The organism is Lacticaseibacillus pantheris DSM 15945 = JCM 12539 = NBRC 106106 (assembly GCF_001591865.1).
GTDB classification, from domain to species: Bacteria; Bacillota; Bacilli; order Lactobacillales; family Lactobacillaceae; genus Lacticaseibacillus; species Lacticaseibacillus pantheris.
In genome coordinates this window covers 1-18,610 of sequence record NZ_BCVS01000042.1, presented here as the reverse complement: position 1 = coordinate 18,610, position 18,610 = coordinate 1, and the positions used below count along the sequence as shown (strand labels likewise).

Below are 18,610 nucleotides of genomic sequence, written 5' to 3'. Positions count from 1 at the left end.
ACAGCCACCTTAACCGGGTGGTTATTTTTATGCAAATAAAAAGCCGGCAAAAGCCGGCCGTAAAAACTAATTATCTTTATCCAACTTTTTTTTCACGTCGTCAACGGTATCTTCAACCTTTTCCTTGGCATCGTCAAGCTTCCCCTTGACTTTCCCAAGAACGCCCTCTGCTTTTCCTTGTGCTTCTCGGGCTTTATCACCAGTAACTTTACCTTCGACTTCCTTGGCCTTACCGGAGATCTTGTCTTTAGCACTATCGACTTTACCATCTAAACTCATAGATATTACCTCCTTTATGGTGTACATACATTATCACATGTTAATTCGCTCATTTCAATATCTTTTGCTGTTATCAACTAATTAATAATTTATGGAGGTGATTACATTGTCAGCATATACGCGTCGCCATCGCGACCAGTCATACTACAACAAATACAAGCGAGACCCGATCGCCAACGCGTTCTACCAATCGCAAGTGTGGGAGCATATGTCAGCACGAGTCAAGGCCGAGTCGTATAACACGTGTGCTATCTGTGGTCATACCTATGACCAGCCAGGCAAGCTAATCACTGACCACATCGTACCGTTGCGAGTTGACAAGCGTAAGCGACTCGACCGCGACAATCTCTGGTGTCTTTGCCAGGAAGACCACTACTGGAAAACGAAATTGGAAAGCCAAGTATATCAGTCAGAATCATTAATCGAGAATCTCGACACTGCCAAGCGTTGGGATGCTAACGAATGTAAGAAGTGGGTGCTTGAACACTCTTGAATTAGATAAGGATGAAGGCGGTAGGCAAAATGCAGTATTGTTCTATTGTGCAGCATGCCATCATCGGGGTACTTTAGTGCCAGAGAAAGATATGAATCTGATTCATGTAGCCGAATAACTGATTAAAGGAGCTGTGATGGCTCCTTTTTTCATGCCCAGAATGGAGATGAGTACATGGGCAAGACTCTATATAAGACATGGCAGGAAGCAGACCACTTGGCAATGCTACAAGGCTGGGCCCATGACGGACTGACCGATGAGCAAATAGCCCACAACATTGGCATTCGTCGCACAACTCTCTACGACTGGAAGAAACGTTATCCGGACATTGCCGACGCCCTAAAACACGGCAAGGAGGTTTCAGACTACGAAGTCGAAAACGCCCTATTCAAACGTGCAATTGGAATGGTTACCGTCGATGAGGTCACGGAGCTGATTAGTCGTAACGAAGCTGCCATCAAACTGGATCGTGTTGCTTATGCGAAAAAGTACAGAGAGGAACATCCCGACACTCCATACGCATACGCTGCGCAACTTGCAAAGGCAAAAGTTCCGACGCAGGAGCTTGCGGTTACCAGGAAGACCAAGCACGAGTTGCCGCCTGACACTACGGCCCAAATATTTTGGCTCAAGAACCGGCGGCCTGACCTGTGGCGTGACCGGCGGGAGGTTGCCAACCAGGTGAGCGGGCATCTAGACGGGCCGGACATGAGCCATCTCACCACGGCCCAGCTGATGGCTATCGCCAACGCGGAAGTTGATGATGACGATGACGGTTAACGTTGCGCTTAAGCGGTACGCCCAGTATGAGCTAGCACGGCGAGATTTCTTCGAGTATGCCCATCTGATGGCGCCGAGCTTCTACCAGCGCAAGCGGGAGTACCTCATCAGCCTGTGTCGTGACCTGCAGGACTTTGTAACAGGAAAGGATAACGTGCTGGTAATCAACCTTCCACCTCGTCACGGGAAGTCCCGCACGGCCAGCATGTTTGTGGAGTGGTTGCTTGGTCGCAGTCCTAGCACCAAGGTCATGACCGGCTCATACAACGAGACACTATCGACGACCTTCTCCAAGGCGGTGCGTAACACGATTCAGGAGGTTAAGGCTGACCCGGCGATTCCTGTGTATGAGGATGTATTCCCCAAGACACACATCAAACAGGGCGACGGGGCCATGAACATGTGGGCTCTCGAAGGTGGCTACAACAACTACCTGGCCACCAGTCCAACTGGCACGGCCACTGGGTTTGGTGCTGACATTGAAATCATTGATGACCTCATCAAGAACAACGAGGAGGCCAACAACGAAACAGTCTTAGACAAGCAATGGAGCTGGTTTACTGACACCATGCTGACCCGACTCGAGACAGGCGGCAAAATCATCATCATCATGACGCGGTGGAGTTCGCTAGACCTAGCAGGCCGTGCACTAGCACAGCTACCGGGTCTAGGCTACAGCGTTAAGCACGTCAATATGAAGGCGTTGCAAGACGATGGCACCATGCTATGCGATGACGTACTGACCCGCGAGGAGTTTGATCGGCGATACAAAACGTTGTCTCCGGAGATTGCCGCAGCCAACTACCAGCAGGAGCCAATCGACCAGCAAGGCCGACTGTACAAGGGATTCAAGACGTACAACCAAGTGCCGATGGACGACGTGGGCAAACCACTATTCACCGGCATTTACTCATACACCGATACCGCGGACGAAGGCTCCGACTGGTTGGCAAGCTATGTTTTCGGCCTATACAACGGCGAGGCATACATCTTGGACGTCACATACACGCAAGCGCCAATGGAAGAGACGGAGCCGGCCGTGGCACAGATGTTTTACACCAACAAGGTCAATCAGGCCACCATCGAAAGCAACAACGGTGGTCGCGGATTTGCGCGTGAGGTGGAGAAGCTGTTGCGCGACCAAATGCACAGCAACCTCACCGTCATTCAGTGGTTCCACAATAATAAAAATAAAAACGCCCGCATTATCAGCAACGCGCCGTGGGTCATGCAGCACATCTACTTTCCAGCCAACTGGCGCGACCGCTGGCCGGACTTGTTCCATATTCTCACTCGGTACCAACGTGCCGGGAAGAATGCACATGACGACGCCCCAGACGCACTGACGGGCATTGCAGAAATGATTAACGACCAGATTACGTACAGCGACCGTCCTAGCTTGGAAGAACAAGAGGCGCAACTACGTAACATGGGATTCTAAAGGAGGCATTACACGCATGGCAGAAACCGAAGACATCAACGCGCACCTGTGGTCACTACCGGGCAGTAGCCCATTTCAGGTCACCACACCATTGCGCATGCTTGATGGCCACCGCTTCTCGTTTTACAGCAACCGGCAATTCAAGATGCCGACCGACGTGTACGAGCATGCGGCAAGTGATCCGGACGCATTGGCAGCAATCGCCACGAAGTTTATCACCGAGCATTATCACGAGCAGGTGTACCGCATCGTGGCGCTCGAGCGATATTATAGTGGTGATAACGACATCCATTACTGGTTTGCCAACAAGGCACGCAACCGGGCGGATAACCGCATTGCCAGTGCTATCACGTCGTACATCACCAACATCCGTGTTGGCTATACATTCGGCACGCCCCTGAAGTTCACATACAACGTGGACGAGGACGAGGGCAAAAACGCGGGTGAAGACCTGACCAAGGCACTAGATGCATTTAACCAGCGCAGTGATGAGCCATACCACGAGAAGATCATGAAGAAGCGACTATCCGTGACAGGCCGCGCCTATGAAATCTTGTATGTGCGGCCAGACACCAACGACCCGATGGTCAAGCCGATTGACCCGAGCAACGCTTTTGTAGTGTATGACGCGACCATCGAGCAACACAGTCTCTTTGCCGTGTACTACTACCCAGTCCGCTTTGATGGCGACGACACCTGGTACGTGACCATCTACACCGACGAGAACACCTACTACTACAAGCCGATGAGCTCACCAACGTCCGAGCTAGTCTTTGACCACGCCGAGCCACATTATTTTGACGCAGTACCAATCACTGAGTACATTAACAATGACGAGCGCATGGGTGATTGGGAGCGTGAGCTAGACGCCATCGACGCATACGACCGTAGCATTTCCGAGATGGCAAACAATCAGGAAGACTTTAGTAACTCCGTTCTGGTGCTAACCGGGGATGTCGATACGCCGACGCACAAGGACGCAAACGGAAACGTGGTCAAGGACCAACCGTCAATCGACAGGCATTCCCTCATCATGTGGCTCAAGCCACGTATTGTAGGTGGAGGCCTGTCCGGGCAAGGTACAACGGTCATCACACCAACAGCGCAGTACCTCACCAAGTCCCTGCCCGCGAACGATTGGAAGATTTACACGGACGCGCTGATGGAGTCTTTCCACAAGTACACCAACACGCCGGACGTCAACGACCAGAACTTTGCCAGTAACGCTAGCGGCGTGGCTATGTCGTACAAACTCTGGGGTAGCGACCAAGAGCGTGCGATTCAGGAGAGCTTGTACCAGCGTGGACTCATGCGGCGCATTCGATTGCTGACCGCGTACTGGCAGAAAGTGGGCGCGGTACCTGCTACCGACGACCCTAACCACATCACGCCGAAGTTCACGGCCAACCTGCCGAAGAACGACGCGGAGACTATCACCACGTTGACCGGCCTGTCCAACACCGGCGACTTTAGCAAGGAGACCATCCGCGAGATGGCAACCGGCGTCACCGGGGTAAAGCCAGCCGAGGAGGCTAACCGGGTGCGGGAAGAGCAAGACGAGGATCCGACCATCAGCTTTGCTTCGCCGTTTGACGCGCAACCTGGTCAAGGTGTTGCGGTACAACAGGACAGTAAACCTGACGATCAGCAACCGGATGACGCTAAGCCGGCAGATGACGCGGGTCAAGTACCAAGCGGCGGCAAAAAGCCAGTAGGTGGTGATGGCAATGGCGAAGCATAGTGTCAGCGCATTAGCCAAAGAGATATACGGTGCGAGTGACGACCGGGTAAAGCAACTGCAACAGCTATACACGGCCACGCAGACGCAAATCGTCCAGCTGATAGATCACTTTATCGCGGACGACCGCAACTGGACGAGTAAAGCCCCGGCCAGCGAAGTGCGCGCCTTTATGCAGCAGCTCCAAGCGCTGGCCGACAGCGCGAGCGATGATAGCGCCAAGAAGCTGATGGACGTCACCTTTAACGGCAAGCCGGTCCCGAGCACAAACGGTGACTTGCTGAATGCCAGCATCAACTACGCAATGATTAACCTAGCCCTAGCCAAACAGCGGCAGGTCAGCGACGTATATCAGTCGGTCCCTAATCAGGTGTACGACAACAAGTACAGCAAGCCAGCAAGCATTCCGAAGGGTACCGACCTAAACGCGGCTACTAAGTCTGCACCGGTGTACACGGAGGCTGAACAGAGTGACGCGCTCAAAAAGGCTAACGACGTATTAGGCCGTGTGAGCCTCGTACAGCATGGTACGACCACACACGAGAGTTTGACCACGCCAACCCACAAAACGTCGTCTACCCCACAAAATGGGGCAAATTTGCGGCGTGCAGTGAGCCCGACACCCGGAGGCCGACGATATACGCCGGCACTCACACGGCAGACGCTATTTAAAATCAAGGCCAATTACTACAAGGGCACTGACCCATACAAGGCCATCAACGAGGCCGCGTCGCAAGCCATGCTAAAGCTCAATCATTTGGTCGAGCAGGCCGTGCGTAATCATCAGAAGCCGCAGGACTACACACAACAGGTTATGAGGTTGCTGACCGGCGGTGGCACCAAATCAAACGGCGACATGGGAAAGGCGGCCAGCCTGATTCGGACGCAGGCCGCGCACGTGTATACGCAGAGCAAGCTAAGCCGCTTTAGTGATAACGGCGCCACCCAATACCAAGTGGTGGCCATAGACGCAGAGAGCACATGCGACTACTGCGAGAACGATATGGACGGCACCATCTTTAACATCGATGACGCGGAGCCCGGGCTTAACTGCCCGCCTTTTCACCCAAACTGTCAATGCGACATCATCGAAGTTCCATCAGATAACTACGAGCACGCAAGCATGGTCGATTGAGGCTGTGCTTTTTATATGCCCTTAAACGCTAAAGCGGGCGTAAAAGAACAGGCGGAAATAACGGCCGACGGGCCGTAAACGGAGGTAGTAACCATGGACGAAGCAAACAACGGAGCAAACGCACAGCAGGACGCACAATCACAAGCAAATACAGCCGGTAGCACGGCCGCGTCTGGTGCCGCACAAAGCGCGGGCCAAGCAGGACAAAACAACCAGAACGCAAACAGCGCCGCAAGCGGTGCTGGTACCATCACGACCGAGCAAATGAACGAGATCATCACCGAACGGCTAGGGCGACAGCGTGAGAAGTTGCAGAAGGAATCGGACGAAACGATAGCCAAGAAGGTCAAGGAAGCCCTCGAACGGGCCAACATGACACCAGAACAGCAAGCGGCCGCTGAACAAGACGACCGCGACAAGGAACTGAATCAGCTCAAGGCAGAACTGGCACGTCGTGACCGTAAGGAACACGCCACCAGTGCCGCCCAAGCTGCCAAGATTCCCGCTGAACTGGTGCCATTCCTGACCCGAGGCACGGACGAAGAGACCGACAAGGCCATTACTGACTTCGGAAAGGCGTTTAGCTCCGCTGTCCAATCGGCCGTGGAAGAACGCATGAAGGGACATGGCACACCTGGCGTCGGCTCTCAGACATCTGGCAAAAAGCCAGATGACTTCGGAGCCCGTCTGGCTAAGGCATATGCCCCAAGGAGTGTTGAGCACTCATATTTCAGCAAGTAGACAAGGAGGAATAACGCATGAGTGAAATGCGCACATTTGGCGCAACTACGCAGATTTTGGCATTTGTGGAACCACAGGTGTCTGTCAGCGTGATTGTCGCGGCTGGTGACGTCCAAGCGAATGCACAAGGTCACAAGATTATCCCTGCTGGTACACCAGTCGGGGGTGCAGACAATGTCCTGGAGGAGGACGGCTCCAAGCAAGTAGCAGTTGCCACTGATGCAACCGCACGCGGGGTATTACTGCACGATGTTGATGTTACTAGCGGTCAGGGCAACGGGACGATGTTGATTTTCGGTTTCGTCAACCTGAACCGCATTCCGAACGTAACCATTCCGGACGCTGTCAAGACGGCATTGGACGGCAAGGTAACGTTCCTGGCTCGCAACTAGAAAGGGGCTTAACAAATGAACGGATCTATTTTTGACCTAATTCAGGCCCAAAATGTTGTGGCCTATTACCAGAATTTTCCGCAGTTAGAACCGCCATTCCTTGGGGATGAGTTGTTCCCTGCAACCCAGCAAATGGGTATGAACCTTGAATTTTTGAAGGGTGCCAACAACCAGCCTGTCGCACTGCAACCCGCGGCTTTCGACACGAAGGTCATTCCTCGGCCACGTGAAGGCTTCACAGAGTTCCGTGACAAGCTTCCATACTTCAAGGAATCAACGTACATCGACGAGGAAATTCGCCAACAGTTGATCATGGTACAGAACTCCAACAACCCGGCATACCAGGATATGGTGATTAACCACATCTTCCAAAACGCCACGCAACTGATTAGTGCTGCGGGTATTGCCCGTGAAATTTTGCGTATGGAGGCATTGACAACTGGTAAGGCGACCGTTGAAGGTAACGGCGTGTTTAAGCAGTACGACTACTTTATGCCGGATTCCAACAAGGTCACTGCCAAGAAGGCATGGGACCAAGCGGACTCCAACCCATTGGCCGACATTCGCGACGCTAAGCAGGCGATCAGCTACTCAACTGGGGCAACCATCACCCGCGCTGTAATGAATCAAGCTACGTGGAATACTCTGCTAGCCAACGAAACTATTAAGGCTACGTTGCTGTCTAGCTCTGCAAATGCGTCTGCTGCTGTGGTTCTGGACGGTCAGCTGACCACGTTCCTGCAGTCCAACACGGGCATTACCTTCGCCGTATACGACAAGGGTTACAAGGACGCGTCTAACAAGCTGCACCAGTACATTCCAGACGGCATGGTTGTCTTTCTGCCAGCCGGTAACCTTGGTAACACAGTCTTTGGTACAACTCCAGAAGAAGCTGACCTGCGTGGTTTGTCTGTCGCTAACGTTGCACTGACTGACACCGGTGTTGCGGTCACGACCATGGCCCAGCCTGATCCTGTTAGCGTTGAAACTAAGGTATCCCAACTGGTCGCACCATCCTTCCCGCTGGTCGACAGCGTATACGTACTGTCCGGCCTGATCACGCCCCCAAAAGCGTAGTGCCTGACTCCGGCACCGACGATGGTACCGGGGAATCAGGCGAGACAACGCCGCCAGCCGCTAATCCAGCAACCGGTATCAAGATGAGCCAGGCGACCGCCTCGATGAAGGTTGGCGATACTAAGCAGGTGACTGCAGTAGCTGACCCGGCTAATGCTGATGATGCAGCTAATGTTAACCAGGCAGTCAAGTATGCGTCTAGCGACGACACTATCGCAACCGTAGCCGCAGACGGCACTATTACGGCCCTTAAGGAAGGCACTGCCACTATCACGGCATCCAGTGGTAGCTTTACGGCTACGGTCAAGGTTACTATCGCGGCCGCAGCATAAGGAGGTGGCCTGAATGGCAACTGACACCCAAAATGAAGTCCTAGTTGACGTCCAAACGGCATTGGACATTGACACGGCAGACGCAGCCAAAATCAAGACGATTAGTCTATATATAAAACTGGCTTGCAAATCCGTGGCTCTAGTCACAGCCGAGACCTGGGACAACCTACCAGGTGAGCTAAGCGGGGTCGTCACCGAGATGGCCCTGGCTAAGTTCGCTAAGCGCGGCGACGAGGGTAAAACCTCCAGCGGCGAGGAAGGGCTGTCTGCCAGTTGGAATGTGGACGACTTATCACCGTACATGACCCAGCTCAAGGCGTACAAGGACGCCAAGGACAGCGGCGGCAATCTCAACGAATCGGGGATGGTGATGAGCTTTGACTAGTACACGAGACGTGTATCTGTTGGCAGCATACCAAAAGCCATCTCCGCGCAACGCACACGACACCGTGACCGGCTACAAGGTGGTGGACACCATCAACTTTGCCAAGGTCAACAACACGGGACCACAGCTCCAGAAGAGCCTGTTTGCTGGTGATGTGTACAGCGACGTGAAGACGGTGGTCGTACCTGGTCACCCCAAGGCTGACCGACTGGCCTTTGCTGATGAGTATGACCCGGATAACGAGACCGGCATTGTTTATAACGTAACTCTAATTAGACCGCACTCAAATGTGACGGCCTTTTTTGCGGTCAACACTAAGGCGACGCTACTAAAAGGTGGTGTCTAGTCATGACCAATTGGGTAGAGGTTGGCCGCAAGCTACGGCCGGTAATCCAGTACCGCACCGAAGCCAAAGGCGTGGAAAAGTTGGACGCGTACGCGAACCTGTTTGATCTCGCCGGCCTCAACGAGACTGGGCGCAAACTCCATCAGGCACGCGCTGACATTGACCGCAACCTGCAAAACCTGCTCCATCACATGGGGGCATTAGCCGTCGAAGAAGCGGTAAAGCAAGAGCGCGGCATGGTCGGTCATGGCCGGAGCGGGTACGTACCTACTGGTAATTTAATGCGGTCGATTGATCAGCACGATGACGACGGAGTGACCCAGGTCTATCCGGACGCCACCGCGTCTGATGGTGAGACCGAGTACGGCGGCTTTGTGGAGACCGGCACCCGCTGGCATCCTGAATCCACACCGTACATGGCGCAAGCAAACGCCACACTGCAAAAACGCACACAAGAAGAATTGGACGGTCTAGCGAAATTCGTGTTTGGGGGTGAGTAGATGGCCGACGAAGAGATGTTACCTAGCACTGATTTAGTGCTGGGCATTAAGCGTGCCATGGCCGAGCTAGCCAACACGGTGATGACCGCACAGGAAGTCACGCAAGCCGATAATGCGGGCTCGCAAATCGAGTATCCGCTTATCGTGGTGCAGCTTCCAATCAAAAACGACACGGCGGACTACCGCAATGCCCAGGTCGGCCGCTACACCGCGGAAGTAGACCTATACTGGCCTGCAGGTGAGCAGTTTGACCTACTGGACACGCTGGACGAGGCGGAAAACACACTCAAGCGTCTGCCGCTGTACCAGCACCCATGTATGTACGTACGCGGGACTGCCAGTCGTACCCAGCCGGTCACCGACACCACGACAGCCGTCACCTTACTACACGGAACTATTTCACTGACGTACCAAATTTACGAAATTTATCTAACAGGAGGAAAAGTTAATGGCTGATGTATCATCCGGCAACGTTGGCACGGTTCAACCTGTACTTGCCGATAAAATCATTTACTACTACAAACTCGACACTTGGCCAAAGGATCACGTGGCTAACATGCTCGGCTTGCAGGGGGCATCGTCTGGTACTAACACGCGTACCGTGACTAGTACCGCGTTGAAGCAGACCAACATCAAGACGATGGGGTCCAACACATCCCAGCGCACGGTGGCTGCTTATTTCCAAAAGAACGACGGTATTTATCAGGACATGGAGAAGGCCCAGCGCTTTGGGATCACGGTGCACTTGTACCGGGTCGACCTCAACACTGTTTCTGGTGCCAGCCCCACCCGCACGGCCGAGGTTGAGTACTCACAGTGCCTGCTTGGTGCTTTGCCCCCACAGGAAGCACTGGCCAGTATCTTTAACGCTTCTCTGGCATTTGAAGTCCAGGGCCAGCCAGTTAAGGGCGTCCTCTCCGAATCTGAATTCGAAGAAGGCGCCTTTGACTTGGGCGAAGCTCTGTACGGATTGATCGCTCCTACTAGCGCTGGTGGTGCTACTGACAGCACCTACACCAACGCCAATGCTGCCAAGCCAACTCGTGAGGAGGGCGATGACAAGTACATGAATCCAGAGCTCAACTCATCCGTGCTGAATTTTGGCACTGGGTCAAGTGCTGACACGTCTCCGGCAAGCACAGCAGCTTCATCTGCACCATCTAGCGCAGCTTCTAGTGAAGGTAAGTAATTGAATTAACGGCGTGACACGCCATCTTGATGGCAGGCGTTGGCCTGTCATCTTTTTTTATTAACCGAGGAGGTAAAGAATATGCAACTCACAATTGGCAACAAGGACTACGACGTGAAATTCACGTTTGCTAGCCTGCTGGCTTGGCGCGACTTGGCTAAACAAGACACTGACAGCAAGGGTCTGGATGATAGCGGCGTTTATGATCACCTGTTTACTGGCTTAGCAAACGACAATCCAATGGCCGCTACGCAAGTACTGTATGGCGGTTTGGCACACATGAAAACGCGGCCTAGTTTCCAGAAGGTGTTCGACGCAGTCAGCGATTTGCTGAATGACATGACTGCCGAGGAACTGTGTACCAAAATCGTCGGGGAAATTGGTGCCGCAGGTTTTTTCAAAGCCCAGCTACACCAGTGGATGACGACGCTGGAAAGCGCACGTTCGGTGGCGCAGGAAATGGGCAAGCAGATGGACGTACCGGGCAAGGATGCGACCAAGGAAGAGCTGGACAAGTACAACGAAACGATGTACCAGCTAGGCTATCAGGAGAGCACCGCGCGGACGTTATTCGACGCAATGTCAAGCAAAATCAATGGTACCGAAGCTACCTCGTCGCAGCCCGACAGCGAGCAGGAATAACCAGCATTGCCGATTTTGACCAGCTAAATCCTTACCTCCTCGACGCAATGATTGAGGGCAAAGAACGTGCTGACCTCGACGACGCTGCACGCACAGCGTCGCTGAACGGATTACTGGTGAGCCCGGTATATCTGGCTGATATGGACGACCAAGCCTCGCAGACAGTCAATAACGCTCTGCAAGATTACATGGACAAGTGGGAAGCCGAGATTAAGCACGACCACCGGGACATTAACGACCAGACCCTGCGGCAGGAAACTGCACAGGCGGACGCTTTCGCCCAGGTCTTTGCCATGCGTAAATCCTTGAAGAGAGGAGGGAAAAATTAGTGGCTATTTACGATAACGTCTTTCGATTCACCATCGATGGCAATGCAGAGAACGGGCTGCGGGCCATCTTGGGCGAGTACGAGAAGCTAAAAAATGCGACCGGCGCGGCCAACGACATGGGCCATTTTGCGGAGACCATCAAGACGTCCAGCAAGTCGGCCGAGGGTGCGGTTAGCGCCCTGCAAAATGAAGTCAAAGACCTGCCGGCCGATAAGCGGCTCAAGATTGAAGCCGCCACTAGCGAAGCCAAGAGCGGCATTAAAGACGTCAACGAGTCGGTAGACAAGCTGCCGAAGTCCAAGCAGGTAATCGTGCGGACCGAGACCACCAACGCCAAAACGGGCGTGCGGGAAGTCAAGGAATCACTCGAGAACCTACCAAACAACACCAAGGTCAAGGTATCGGCCAACACTACCGGTGCCAACGAGGCCTTGAAGGGCACACAAAAGGAACTGGCCGAGACCGGCTCTAAGGCCAAATCTACGGGTAGCATTCTGGGCGGTGCCTTTGGTGGCACGTTGATTGCTAACGGGCTATCTACGCTAGGCTCCAAACTGGTTGAAGTAACCAAGAATGGCCTTGAGCTAGCCGAGCAAGGCGAACAGACCGAACGTGTCTGGGAGAACTTGGGTGCGGGGTCCAAGGGCGCGGCTGAAATGTCGGCTCAGATGGTTGACCTTCGTGCCAAAACCGGATATGCAGCCGGTGACATCAAGAAGATGCAACAGCAATTCTATGGTCTGACCGGTAGTGTGGACAGCGCCAAGAACCTCACCGAAGCACTGGTGGGGGTTGGTGTCGCGTCCGGATTGTCCGGTGACAAGGTAGGCAAGCTAGTCCGTTCAATGGGCCGGCTATTCTCATCTGACAGCGTGACGTCCTCACAGCTTGCTCGGATAGAGACGCAAGCGCCAAAGATGGGCAGCGCACTGGCCGCGGCTGCTGGCATGAGTCAAGACGCGTTTAACAAGATGGTATCGGACGGCAAGCTCACCGGATCCGCGTTTGAAGACCTGGTTGAAAAGGTGTCCAAGCAGTCACCCGCCGCGTTTTCGGTCTTTGGCAAGACCGGACAAGGTGCCATCGCCCAGATTAAGGGTAGTTGGATCAGCGCCCAGTCTGTCTTTGGACAGAAACTAGTCGACACCCAAAAGACTGGTCTTACCGACGTCGCCAACTTTATGAAGTCTAAGGACTTCCAAGGGTTACTGGGCGACGCCGCAGAAGGCTTGGGCAAGATTGCTGACAAGATTGTTGACGTTCTCCGCTACGTCGAGAAAAATAAAGGTTCCATATCCGAAATCGCCAAGGCTACCGGCTCAATCATCACGGATCTGGCCAAGGGCGCATGGGACCTCGTAACTGATTTCTTGCACACAGTAACTGGCACCAAGACCGGCGGAATCAAGGGCGTAGCCGAAGCTATGCGAAAAATAGCGGAGCACCACTCCGAGATTGAGACCGTTGGCAAGGTGCTGATTGCTTTGTTTGCCGCGTCGAAGGTCAACAGCCTGTACAAGGACTTAGCCGGACTCGCTGGTATTAGCGGTAGTAAGGGCATTATCGGTGACCTGATTAAGCTGGGTGCTTCGGACGTATTTACTAAGGCTGGCGCATTAAAGGGGCTTAAGAACCTTGGCACAAGTGCCGGCAATCTTACTAAGGGTGTTGGTAAAGTTACGGCGACAGTAGCCATCGCTTACGATGCAGTCACTGATATTGCCGACCTCAAGAAGGCCTTTAGTAAGGGTGGCAAGATGTCCGATAAATTCACCTCGGTTGGTGAGTCCGCCGGCACGCTTATTGGCGGCGGCATTGGGGCATTCTTTGGCCCTGGTGGTGTTGCCATTGGTGCAACGATTGGTAAGGCGGCCGGCAAGTGGGCCGGTCAAGCGTCAAAGGAATTTACGGACGGCTGGAACAAGGCCGGTCGTGGCGCAAAGCCGCCTGAAGGACTGATTCCCAAGGCCGGTTACTATGCCCGCAAGGCCGGAGACGCGGTCGTAGAGTACACCAAAAACATGGGCAAGGCCGTGAAGAAGTACGGGCCAACCGTGCTCAAGGCGTTTACCGGTATCTTTGGCGGTGTTGCCACGTGGTTTCTGACTGACACCAAGGCCGGTAAGGCTGCTACCAAGTGGGCTCAAGGCTTCGTCCAAGACGTAAAAAAGAAGGGGCTCACCAAGACCATCAGTGACGACTACGACAAGCTAAGCAAGTCCGTGGCCACCACGTACAACAAGATGGCCAAGAACACGACCAACTGGTTTAACGACCACGAGAAGGCTACCAAGAAGTGGGCTAGCTCACATGCTAAGGACTGGTCCAAGGACTGGAACGGCTTCAAAGATTCGATGGGCGATAAGCTTAACGACATGAAAGATGGTGCCTCAAACTGGGGCTCCAACGTCGAGAAGTGGCGGAGCAAGTGGTCGTCATCGTTTGGAAAGAGCTGGTCAAGTCACTGGAACAGCGTCAAAAACTGGATGGGCGATTCCTTAGACAGTGCACGTGATCACGCAGGCTCATGGGGCACTAGCCTCAACAAGTGGTGGGGTTCTTTCTCCACCGGCTTTGGCAAAGGCTGGCGCTCCATGTGGTCTGGGCTTGGTGATTTCTTCAGCAGCATTTGGGACGGCATCAAGGACACCGCCAAGAGCGCGATGAATGTCTTAATTGGCATTATCAATGGTGGGATTGGTGGCATTGATACCGTCATCCACTTTTTTGGTGGCAAGAAAGAGACCATCAAGAAGATCCCTAAGCTGGCAACTGGTACTGGCTACCACTCCGGTGGCTTAGCCATGGTCAACGACCAACCGGGCCCACTGTACAAGGAACTGCTGGAAGACACGTCTACCGGGCAGCTTGGTATGGCAGAAGGTCGTAACACTGTTCTCGACCTCAAGCCTGGTACCAAGGTCTACACCGCGGCCCAGACGCAAGCCATCATGTCGATGGCTGGCATGCCGCACTACGCTGGTGGTACTGATGGTGAGGGCTTCTTCGACAAGTTTATCGACACGGCCAGCGGCTTTATCAAAGGCGCAGCGGAGAAGATTAAGCAGATTGCCGAGTACGTCGCGCACCCAGTGCAGGCGGTCGAGAAGCTGTTCGACAGCAAGACCAGCTTCCCGGGCACCGGTATCGGGTCCATGTTCCAGGACGGATCGCACTACATGATCAAGCAGGGTGAGAGCTGGTTTAAAGGCTTGTTCTCCGCCCTCAAAGATGGGCTGGACTTTGGCAGCGCCCGGGGCAACTACAACCCGGAGATGATTGAGAAGGCCGCGCGGGCAATGAAGGTTGACCCGTCGGCTTCCTTTATCAAAATGCTGCAGGCGACTATCCAGTCTGAATCTGGTGGTCGCAACGTGGTCCAGCAAATCCACGATGTGAACTCCGGCGGTAACGAGGCCCGAGGCATTTTGCAGTACACGCCGGGCACATTCCGGGCCTTTGCGGTTCCGGGCCACACCAACATCATGAATCCTTACGACCAGTTGCTCGCGTTCTTCAACAACTCCGACTGGCGTAACTCAATCGGGCGCACGACCATCTGGGGCGTTAACAAAATCGATTGGCTACATTCGGGGCCGCAAGGTCACCGGCGTATGGCCAACGGTGGCAAACTGACGCACCCAGAAGTAGTGCTAGCCGGTGAAGATGGCGATGAATGGGTGGTTAACCCAAGCAAACCAAACGCCATGCACTTGGTCGCCGGTCTAATGGCTGACATCCAAGCCAAGCAACCGCACGCCACACTAGCCGCGCCTGCATCAAGCACGGGTGCAACATTTCGGCCAGCGCCTGTTGTGCAGAGCGACAGTGCGGCTGGCGGTAGCAGCTTGCTGGGCATGGTTTCCAAACTGGTAACCGCCACTCAAGCACTGCTCGACAAGGACACTGACATCTATCTTGACCGGCAAAAGGTCACGAAGGAAGTCAACAAACAAAGCAAAGCCGACGTCAACGTTTTGACGGCTCAAGGGGGATGAGGATAATCACCGTACAAGTTTTAAGCACCATTGCGGACAAGCCACACGCTTACCGCTTTAACGAGACTGACAACTGGCTGATGTTTGACCCCTACGAGGTCGCCATCTCGGCCAACGGTACCAACTGGCGTAGTAGCTATGACGAGCCTGACCTTAAGGACATCTACTGCTACGGCGTCGACATTGCCAAGGCCACGCCGGTCGACACCCTCCGGACGTTTTCCGGGACCGATGGGCAGACGATTGACTCGACGCGGTACGAAACGCGCGCCATCACGGCTCACTTTCTGGCGAAGGCCATCACCGCAGAAGATGGTGACCTAGCAAGCGACGCGCTTCAACGCTTCTTTGCTAGCCGCGACCCATTTTGGTTGGTGTTTGGCGGTCGCTTTGGTCAGCCGTACAAGCGCTGGCTGGTAAAAGCGGGCGTGGTTACGGTGACTGCAGCTAACGAGCAATCCGCATTGATTGACGTGCCTTTCACCAATTTGACCGGGTACGCACGGAGCGTGGTTAATTCGGTCGAATTTGCCGCCCACCCCGAGCTTTACGGGGGCTTTGGCATAAACTTACCGGCTGGCACTAGCTACGCTTATACGAGCTCTCAATGCGACGTGTACAACCCGTCAGACATCACCGTCGACCCACTCAAGCAACATCACGACTTGACCATCACCATCAAAGGTGCGGGCAAGCCAACCATCACCAATGCCACGACGGGCACGGAGTTTGCCTACACTAAAACACTCACCGCGTCCGATACGCTGGTGTTATCCCGCGCAAATCCCTATCTCAACAATTCGCAGGACGGCATCAACTCCGACCATGGTTGGATCGAGCTAGCACCTGGTCACAACACCATTACGGTGGCAGGGCTCACCAACCCACAGGTGACTTTTGACTTCGCCTGGTACTTCCTGTGATTGATGTCATCGTTGTGCGAGATAGGGCGCACACGCACGAGGAAATCATCACGGGCATGGATGTCTCCAGCATTTCGGTGGACGTCGAGATGGACACCACAAATCAAATATCGTTTACGGCTTACAAGCTGTCAGATAATCTGATGGCTTTTTCTTTGCTCTTAAACGAAGCACAGGTCAAATGGCACGGGCAGTGGTACACGGTCAAGCAGTGCGACTTGAGTATCAGCGGCGGCATACCCACCAAGGCGATAACCGCCATTGCGGTGGGCTTTGGCATTACGGACGTGCGGCCAAACATCACGCCGTGGGAGGTCACTGATACCACGGACGCGAATGGTAACACGATTACCGCCGTGCCACGTAAATACACGGTCGAGCAAATCATGTCGCTGGCGCTGGACGGTAACGCCTATGGTTACTCCTACAAAATTGTGGGCGGCACGGACAGCGTGGAGCTGACCAGCATGGACCGGCAAAATGCGTCCGACATGCTTAAAACCTATATCATCGACGACATGGGCTGGGTAATGACGTTTGACAACTACGTCATCACGGTAGAGTCGCTGGACAGCTTCAAACGGGACACCGGAAAGGTCATGCGCTACTACGGGCAGACTGACACGTCCACCATGTCCAACGATTCAACGAGCATTGCTAACGCCGTACGACTGTACGGAGCAAACAATCAGTATCTCGGTGAATACACCGATACCGATAGTATCGCTCAATATGGAAAGCACTACGGCGACGACATCACCAGTGATACAGCCACATCCGCCAGCGCGCTTAACTCCGCCGCGGCCAAGTCACTCAACACGACGGCAATTCCTACCTCGACGATACAGACCAACTACATCGGCCAGTGGGACGACCTCGAGCTGGGCGAGATGGTGCAGTGGATCATGGAGCCATTTGGCATGTCCCAAAAGATGATGGTGGCGGGCAAGTCCGGTAGTCCATATACCGGTGACCCCATCACCATCACGTGGACGAGTGGAAACACCAACAAGGCAAACGTGAACAGCATGCTAGACCTACAGGCACAGATAAGCAAGCAGGTATCGATGCTAAGTAAGACCGCTGCAAATGCCCAAAAGGGCGGCAGTGGCACAACCAGCGTCGATATGTCGTGGACACAGGAAGGGGTGAACCAGGTTGGCAGCTACTTTAACGACAATTGACATCTCGGAGTACCAGATTGATAGCAAGATGGATTGGCCGGGACTGATTGCCGCCGGGGTTACCTCCGTCATCATTCGGCTGTCGCATGGCCACACGCAAGACAAAGAGGCGGCCGCGCATATCGCGAGCGCTAAAAAGTACAACCTGCCATGGCATGGCTACCACTTTTACGAGGGCTCGTCTGGCGAGGTTGAGTACAGTGCCAGCATGGCCACCCAGCTTGGACTGCCCTCCACGTCGTATCTTTTCCTAGATTTTGAGGACAGCGACATCGGCGGTGACTGGTCAGCCCAGTTCTACGATTTCCGCAACAGCTGGCTGGCCAAAGGGTGGAAGGTTGGCCTATACACGGGTGATTACAACTACACGCATAAGGGCTTCGACGACGACGAGCTGACGGCCGATGGCGTGTACCGTTGGATCGCGTCATACAGCTATGAGCCAGCAAACTATGACGCTTGGCAGTACACGTCTACGGGTGGTCTTGGCAGTTACACAAGCAACCTTGACCACGATTATGACCGGACTGGCAAGCTTTCGTATGTGGCACCAGCCGTCACAACCGACCCCTTCGAACCACCAGCACCAATCGCCGGCTCCATGGTCGGCATTGGCTTCGATTCAAGCCCTGTTGGTGGTGACCGCTCATACGGCTACACGACCGACGGTAAGAATTTCTACGCGGCCATCACGCCGTGGGGCTTT

General features: G+C 54.0%; 21 protein-coding genes. 20 read left to right on the top strand and 1 reads right to left on the bottom strand.

What is annotated here, in order from left to right:
- Window positions 1–66: 66 nt before the first annotated feature.
- Complete coding sequence (locus LPA02S_RS06035) at window positions 67–279, bottom strand: CsbD family protein (RefSeq protein ID WP_054651386.1); 213 nt, start codon at window positions 277–279, stop codon at window positions 67–69.
- Between the two features lie 208 nt (window positions 280–487).
- Between LPA02S_RS06035 and LPA02S_RS06030 the strand changes: the two genes are divergently transcribed.
- The 20 genes from LPA02S_RS06030 to LPA02S_RS05935 form a co-directional block, all read left to right on the top strand.
- Complete coding sequence (locus LPA02S_RS06030; protein ID WP_225350358.1) at window positions 488–772, top strand: HNH endonuclease signature motif containing protein; 285 nt, start codon at window positions 488–490, stop codon at window positions 770–772.
- A 174-nt stretch (window positions 773–946) separates the two neighbouring features.
- The gene (locus tag LPA02S_RS06025; RefSeq protein WP_056956623.1) at window positions 947–1,552 is read left to right on the top strand and encodes a helix-turn-helix domain-containing protein; all 606 of its coding nucleotides are present in this window, start codon (window positions 947–949) and stop codon (window positions 1,550–1,552) included.
- Window positions 1,542–2,993, top strand: a complete 1,452-nt coding sequence (gene terL, locus LPA02S_RS06020; RefSeq protein ID WP_056956632.1) for a phage terminase large subunit — start codon at window positions 1,542–1,544, stop codon at window positions 2,991–2,993. Before LPA02S_RS06025 ends, terL begins: the two co-directional genes overlap by 11 nt.
- 16 nt (window positions 2,994–3,009) lie before the next feature.
- The gene (locus LPA02S_RS06015; protein ID WP_056956624.1) at window positions 3,010–4,734 is read left to right on the top strand and encodes a phage portal protein; all 1,725 of its coding nucleotides are present in this window, start codon (window positions 3,010–3,012) and stop codon (window positions 4,732–4,734) included.
- Complete coding sequence (locus tag LPA02S_RS06010) at window positions 4,721–5,866, top strand: minor capsid protein (RefSeq protein ID WP_054651376.1); 1,146 nt, start codon at window positions 4,721–4,723, stop codon at window positions 5,864–5,866. Before LPA02S_RS06015 ends, LPA02S_RS06010 begins: the two co-directional genes overlap by 14 nt.
- A gap of 93 nt (window positions 5,867–5,959) precedes the next feature.
- Window positions 5,960–6,607 (top strand): DUF4355 domain-containing protein, encoded by a 648-nt coding sequence (locus tag LPA02S_RS06005; protein WP_054651374.1) that lies wholly within the window; start codon window positions 5,960–5,962, stop codon window positions 6,605–6,607.
- Between the two features lie 17 nt (window positions 6,608–6,624).
- Window positions 6,625–6,999, top strand: a complete 375-nt coding sequence (locus tag LPA02S_RS06000) for a hypothetical protein (RefSeq protein ID WP_054651372.1) — start codon at window positions 6,625–6,627, stop codon at window positions 6,997–6,999.
- Between the two features lie 15 nt (window positions 7,000–7,014).
- Window positions 7,015–8,076, top strand: a complete 1,062-nt coding sequence (locus LPA02S_RS05995) for a major capsid protein (protein ID WP_054651369.1) — start codon at window positions 7,015–7,017, stop codon at window positions 8,074–8,076.
- On the top strand, window positions 8,076–8,408 hold the full coding sequence (locus tag LPA02S_RS05990) for an Ig-like domain-containing protein (RefSeq protein ID WP_225350357.1): 333 nt from the start codon (window positions 8,076–8,078) through the stop codon (window positions 8,406–8,408). The genes LPA02S_RS05995 and LPA02S_RS05990 overlap by 1 nt, the downstream gene beginning before the upstream one ends.
- A 13-nt stretch (window positions 8,409–8,421) precedes the next feature.
- Window positions 8,422–8,793, top strand: coding sequence for a phage head-tail connector protein (locus tag LPA02S_RS05985; RefSeq protein ID WP_054651367.1), 372 nt, complete (start codon window positions 8,422–8,424; stop codon window positions 8,791–8,793).
- Window positions 8,786–9,139 carry a hypothetical protein gene (locus tag LPA02S_RS05980; RefSeq protein ID WP_156302183.1) on the top strand — a complete coding sequence of 118 codons (354 nt, stop codon included), beginning with the start codon at window positions 8,786–8,788 and terminating at the stop codon, window positions 9,137–9,139. Before LPA02S_RS05985 ends, LPA02S_RS05980 begins: the two co-directional genes overlap by 8 nt.
- Window positions 9,140–9,141: 2 nt before the next feature.
- Window positions 9,142–9,639: a hypothetical protein gene (locus LPA02S_RS05975; RefSeq protein ID WP_054651363.1), complete on the top strand. Its 498-nt coding sequence runs from the start codon at window positions 9,142–9,144 to the stop codon at window positions 9,637–9,639.
- Window positions 9,640–10,095 carry a hypothetical protein gene (locus LPA02S_RS05970; protein WP_054651362.1) on the top strand — a complete coding sequence of 152 codons (456 nt, stop codon included), beginning with the start codon at window positions 9,640–9,642 and terminating at the stop codon, window positions 10,093–10,095.
- Complete coding sequence (locus LPA02S_RS05965) at window positions 10,088–10,828, top strand: hypothetical protein (protein WP_054651360.1); 741 nt, start codon at window positions 10,088–10,090, stop codon at window positions 10,826–10,828. The genes LPA02S_RS05970 and LPA02S_RS05965 overlap by 8 nt, the downstream gene beginning before the upstream one ends.
- 81 nt (window positions 10,829–10,909) lie before the next feature.
- Window positions 10,910–11,470, top strand: coding sequence for a tail assembly chaperone (locus LPA02S_RS05960; protein ID WP_056956625.1), 561 nt, complete (start codon window positions 10,910–10,912; stop codon window positions 11,468–11,470).
- A 47-nt stretch (window positions 11,471–11,517) separates the two neighbouring features.
- Window positions 11,518–11,799: a hypothetical protein gene (locus LPA02S_RS05955; protein WP_054651354.1), complete on the top strand. Its 282-nt coding sequence runs from the start codon at window positions 11,518–11,520 to the stop codon at window positions 11,797–11,799.
- The gene (locus LPA02S_RS05950; RefSeq protein ID WP_056956626.1) at window positions 11,799–15,797 is read left to right on the top strand and encodes a tape measure protein; all 3,999 of its coding nucleotides are present in this window, start codon (window positions 11,799–11,801) and stop codon (window positions 15,795–15,797) included. The genes LPA02S_RS05955 and LPA02S_RS05950 overlap by 1 nt, the downstream gene beginning before the upstream one ends.
- On the top strand, window positions 15,794–16,720 hold the full coding sequence (locus tag LPA02S_RS05945; protein WP_056956627.1) for a phage tail domain-containing protein: 927 nt from the start codon (window positions 15,794–15,796) through the stop codon (window positions 16,718–16,720). The genes LPA02S_RS05950 and LPA02S_RS05945 overlap by 4 nt, the downstream gene beginning before the upstream one ends.
- 14 nt (window positions 16,721–16,734) lie before the next feature.
- The gene (locus tag LPA02S_RS05940) at window positions 16,735–17,904 is read left to right on the top strand and encodes a phage tail protein (protein ID WP_156470996.1); all 1,170 of its coding nucleotides are present in this window, start codon (window positions 16,735–16,737) and stop codon (window positions 17,902–17,904) included.
- Window positions 17,879–18,610, top strand: a 732-nt coding sequence (locus LPA02S_RS05935; protein WP_156470995.1) for a GH25 family lysozyme, incomplete at its 3' end; no start/stop codon positions are given. The genes LPA02S_RS05940 and LPA02S_RS05935, both read left to right, overlap by 26 nt.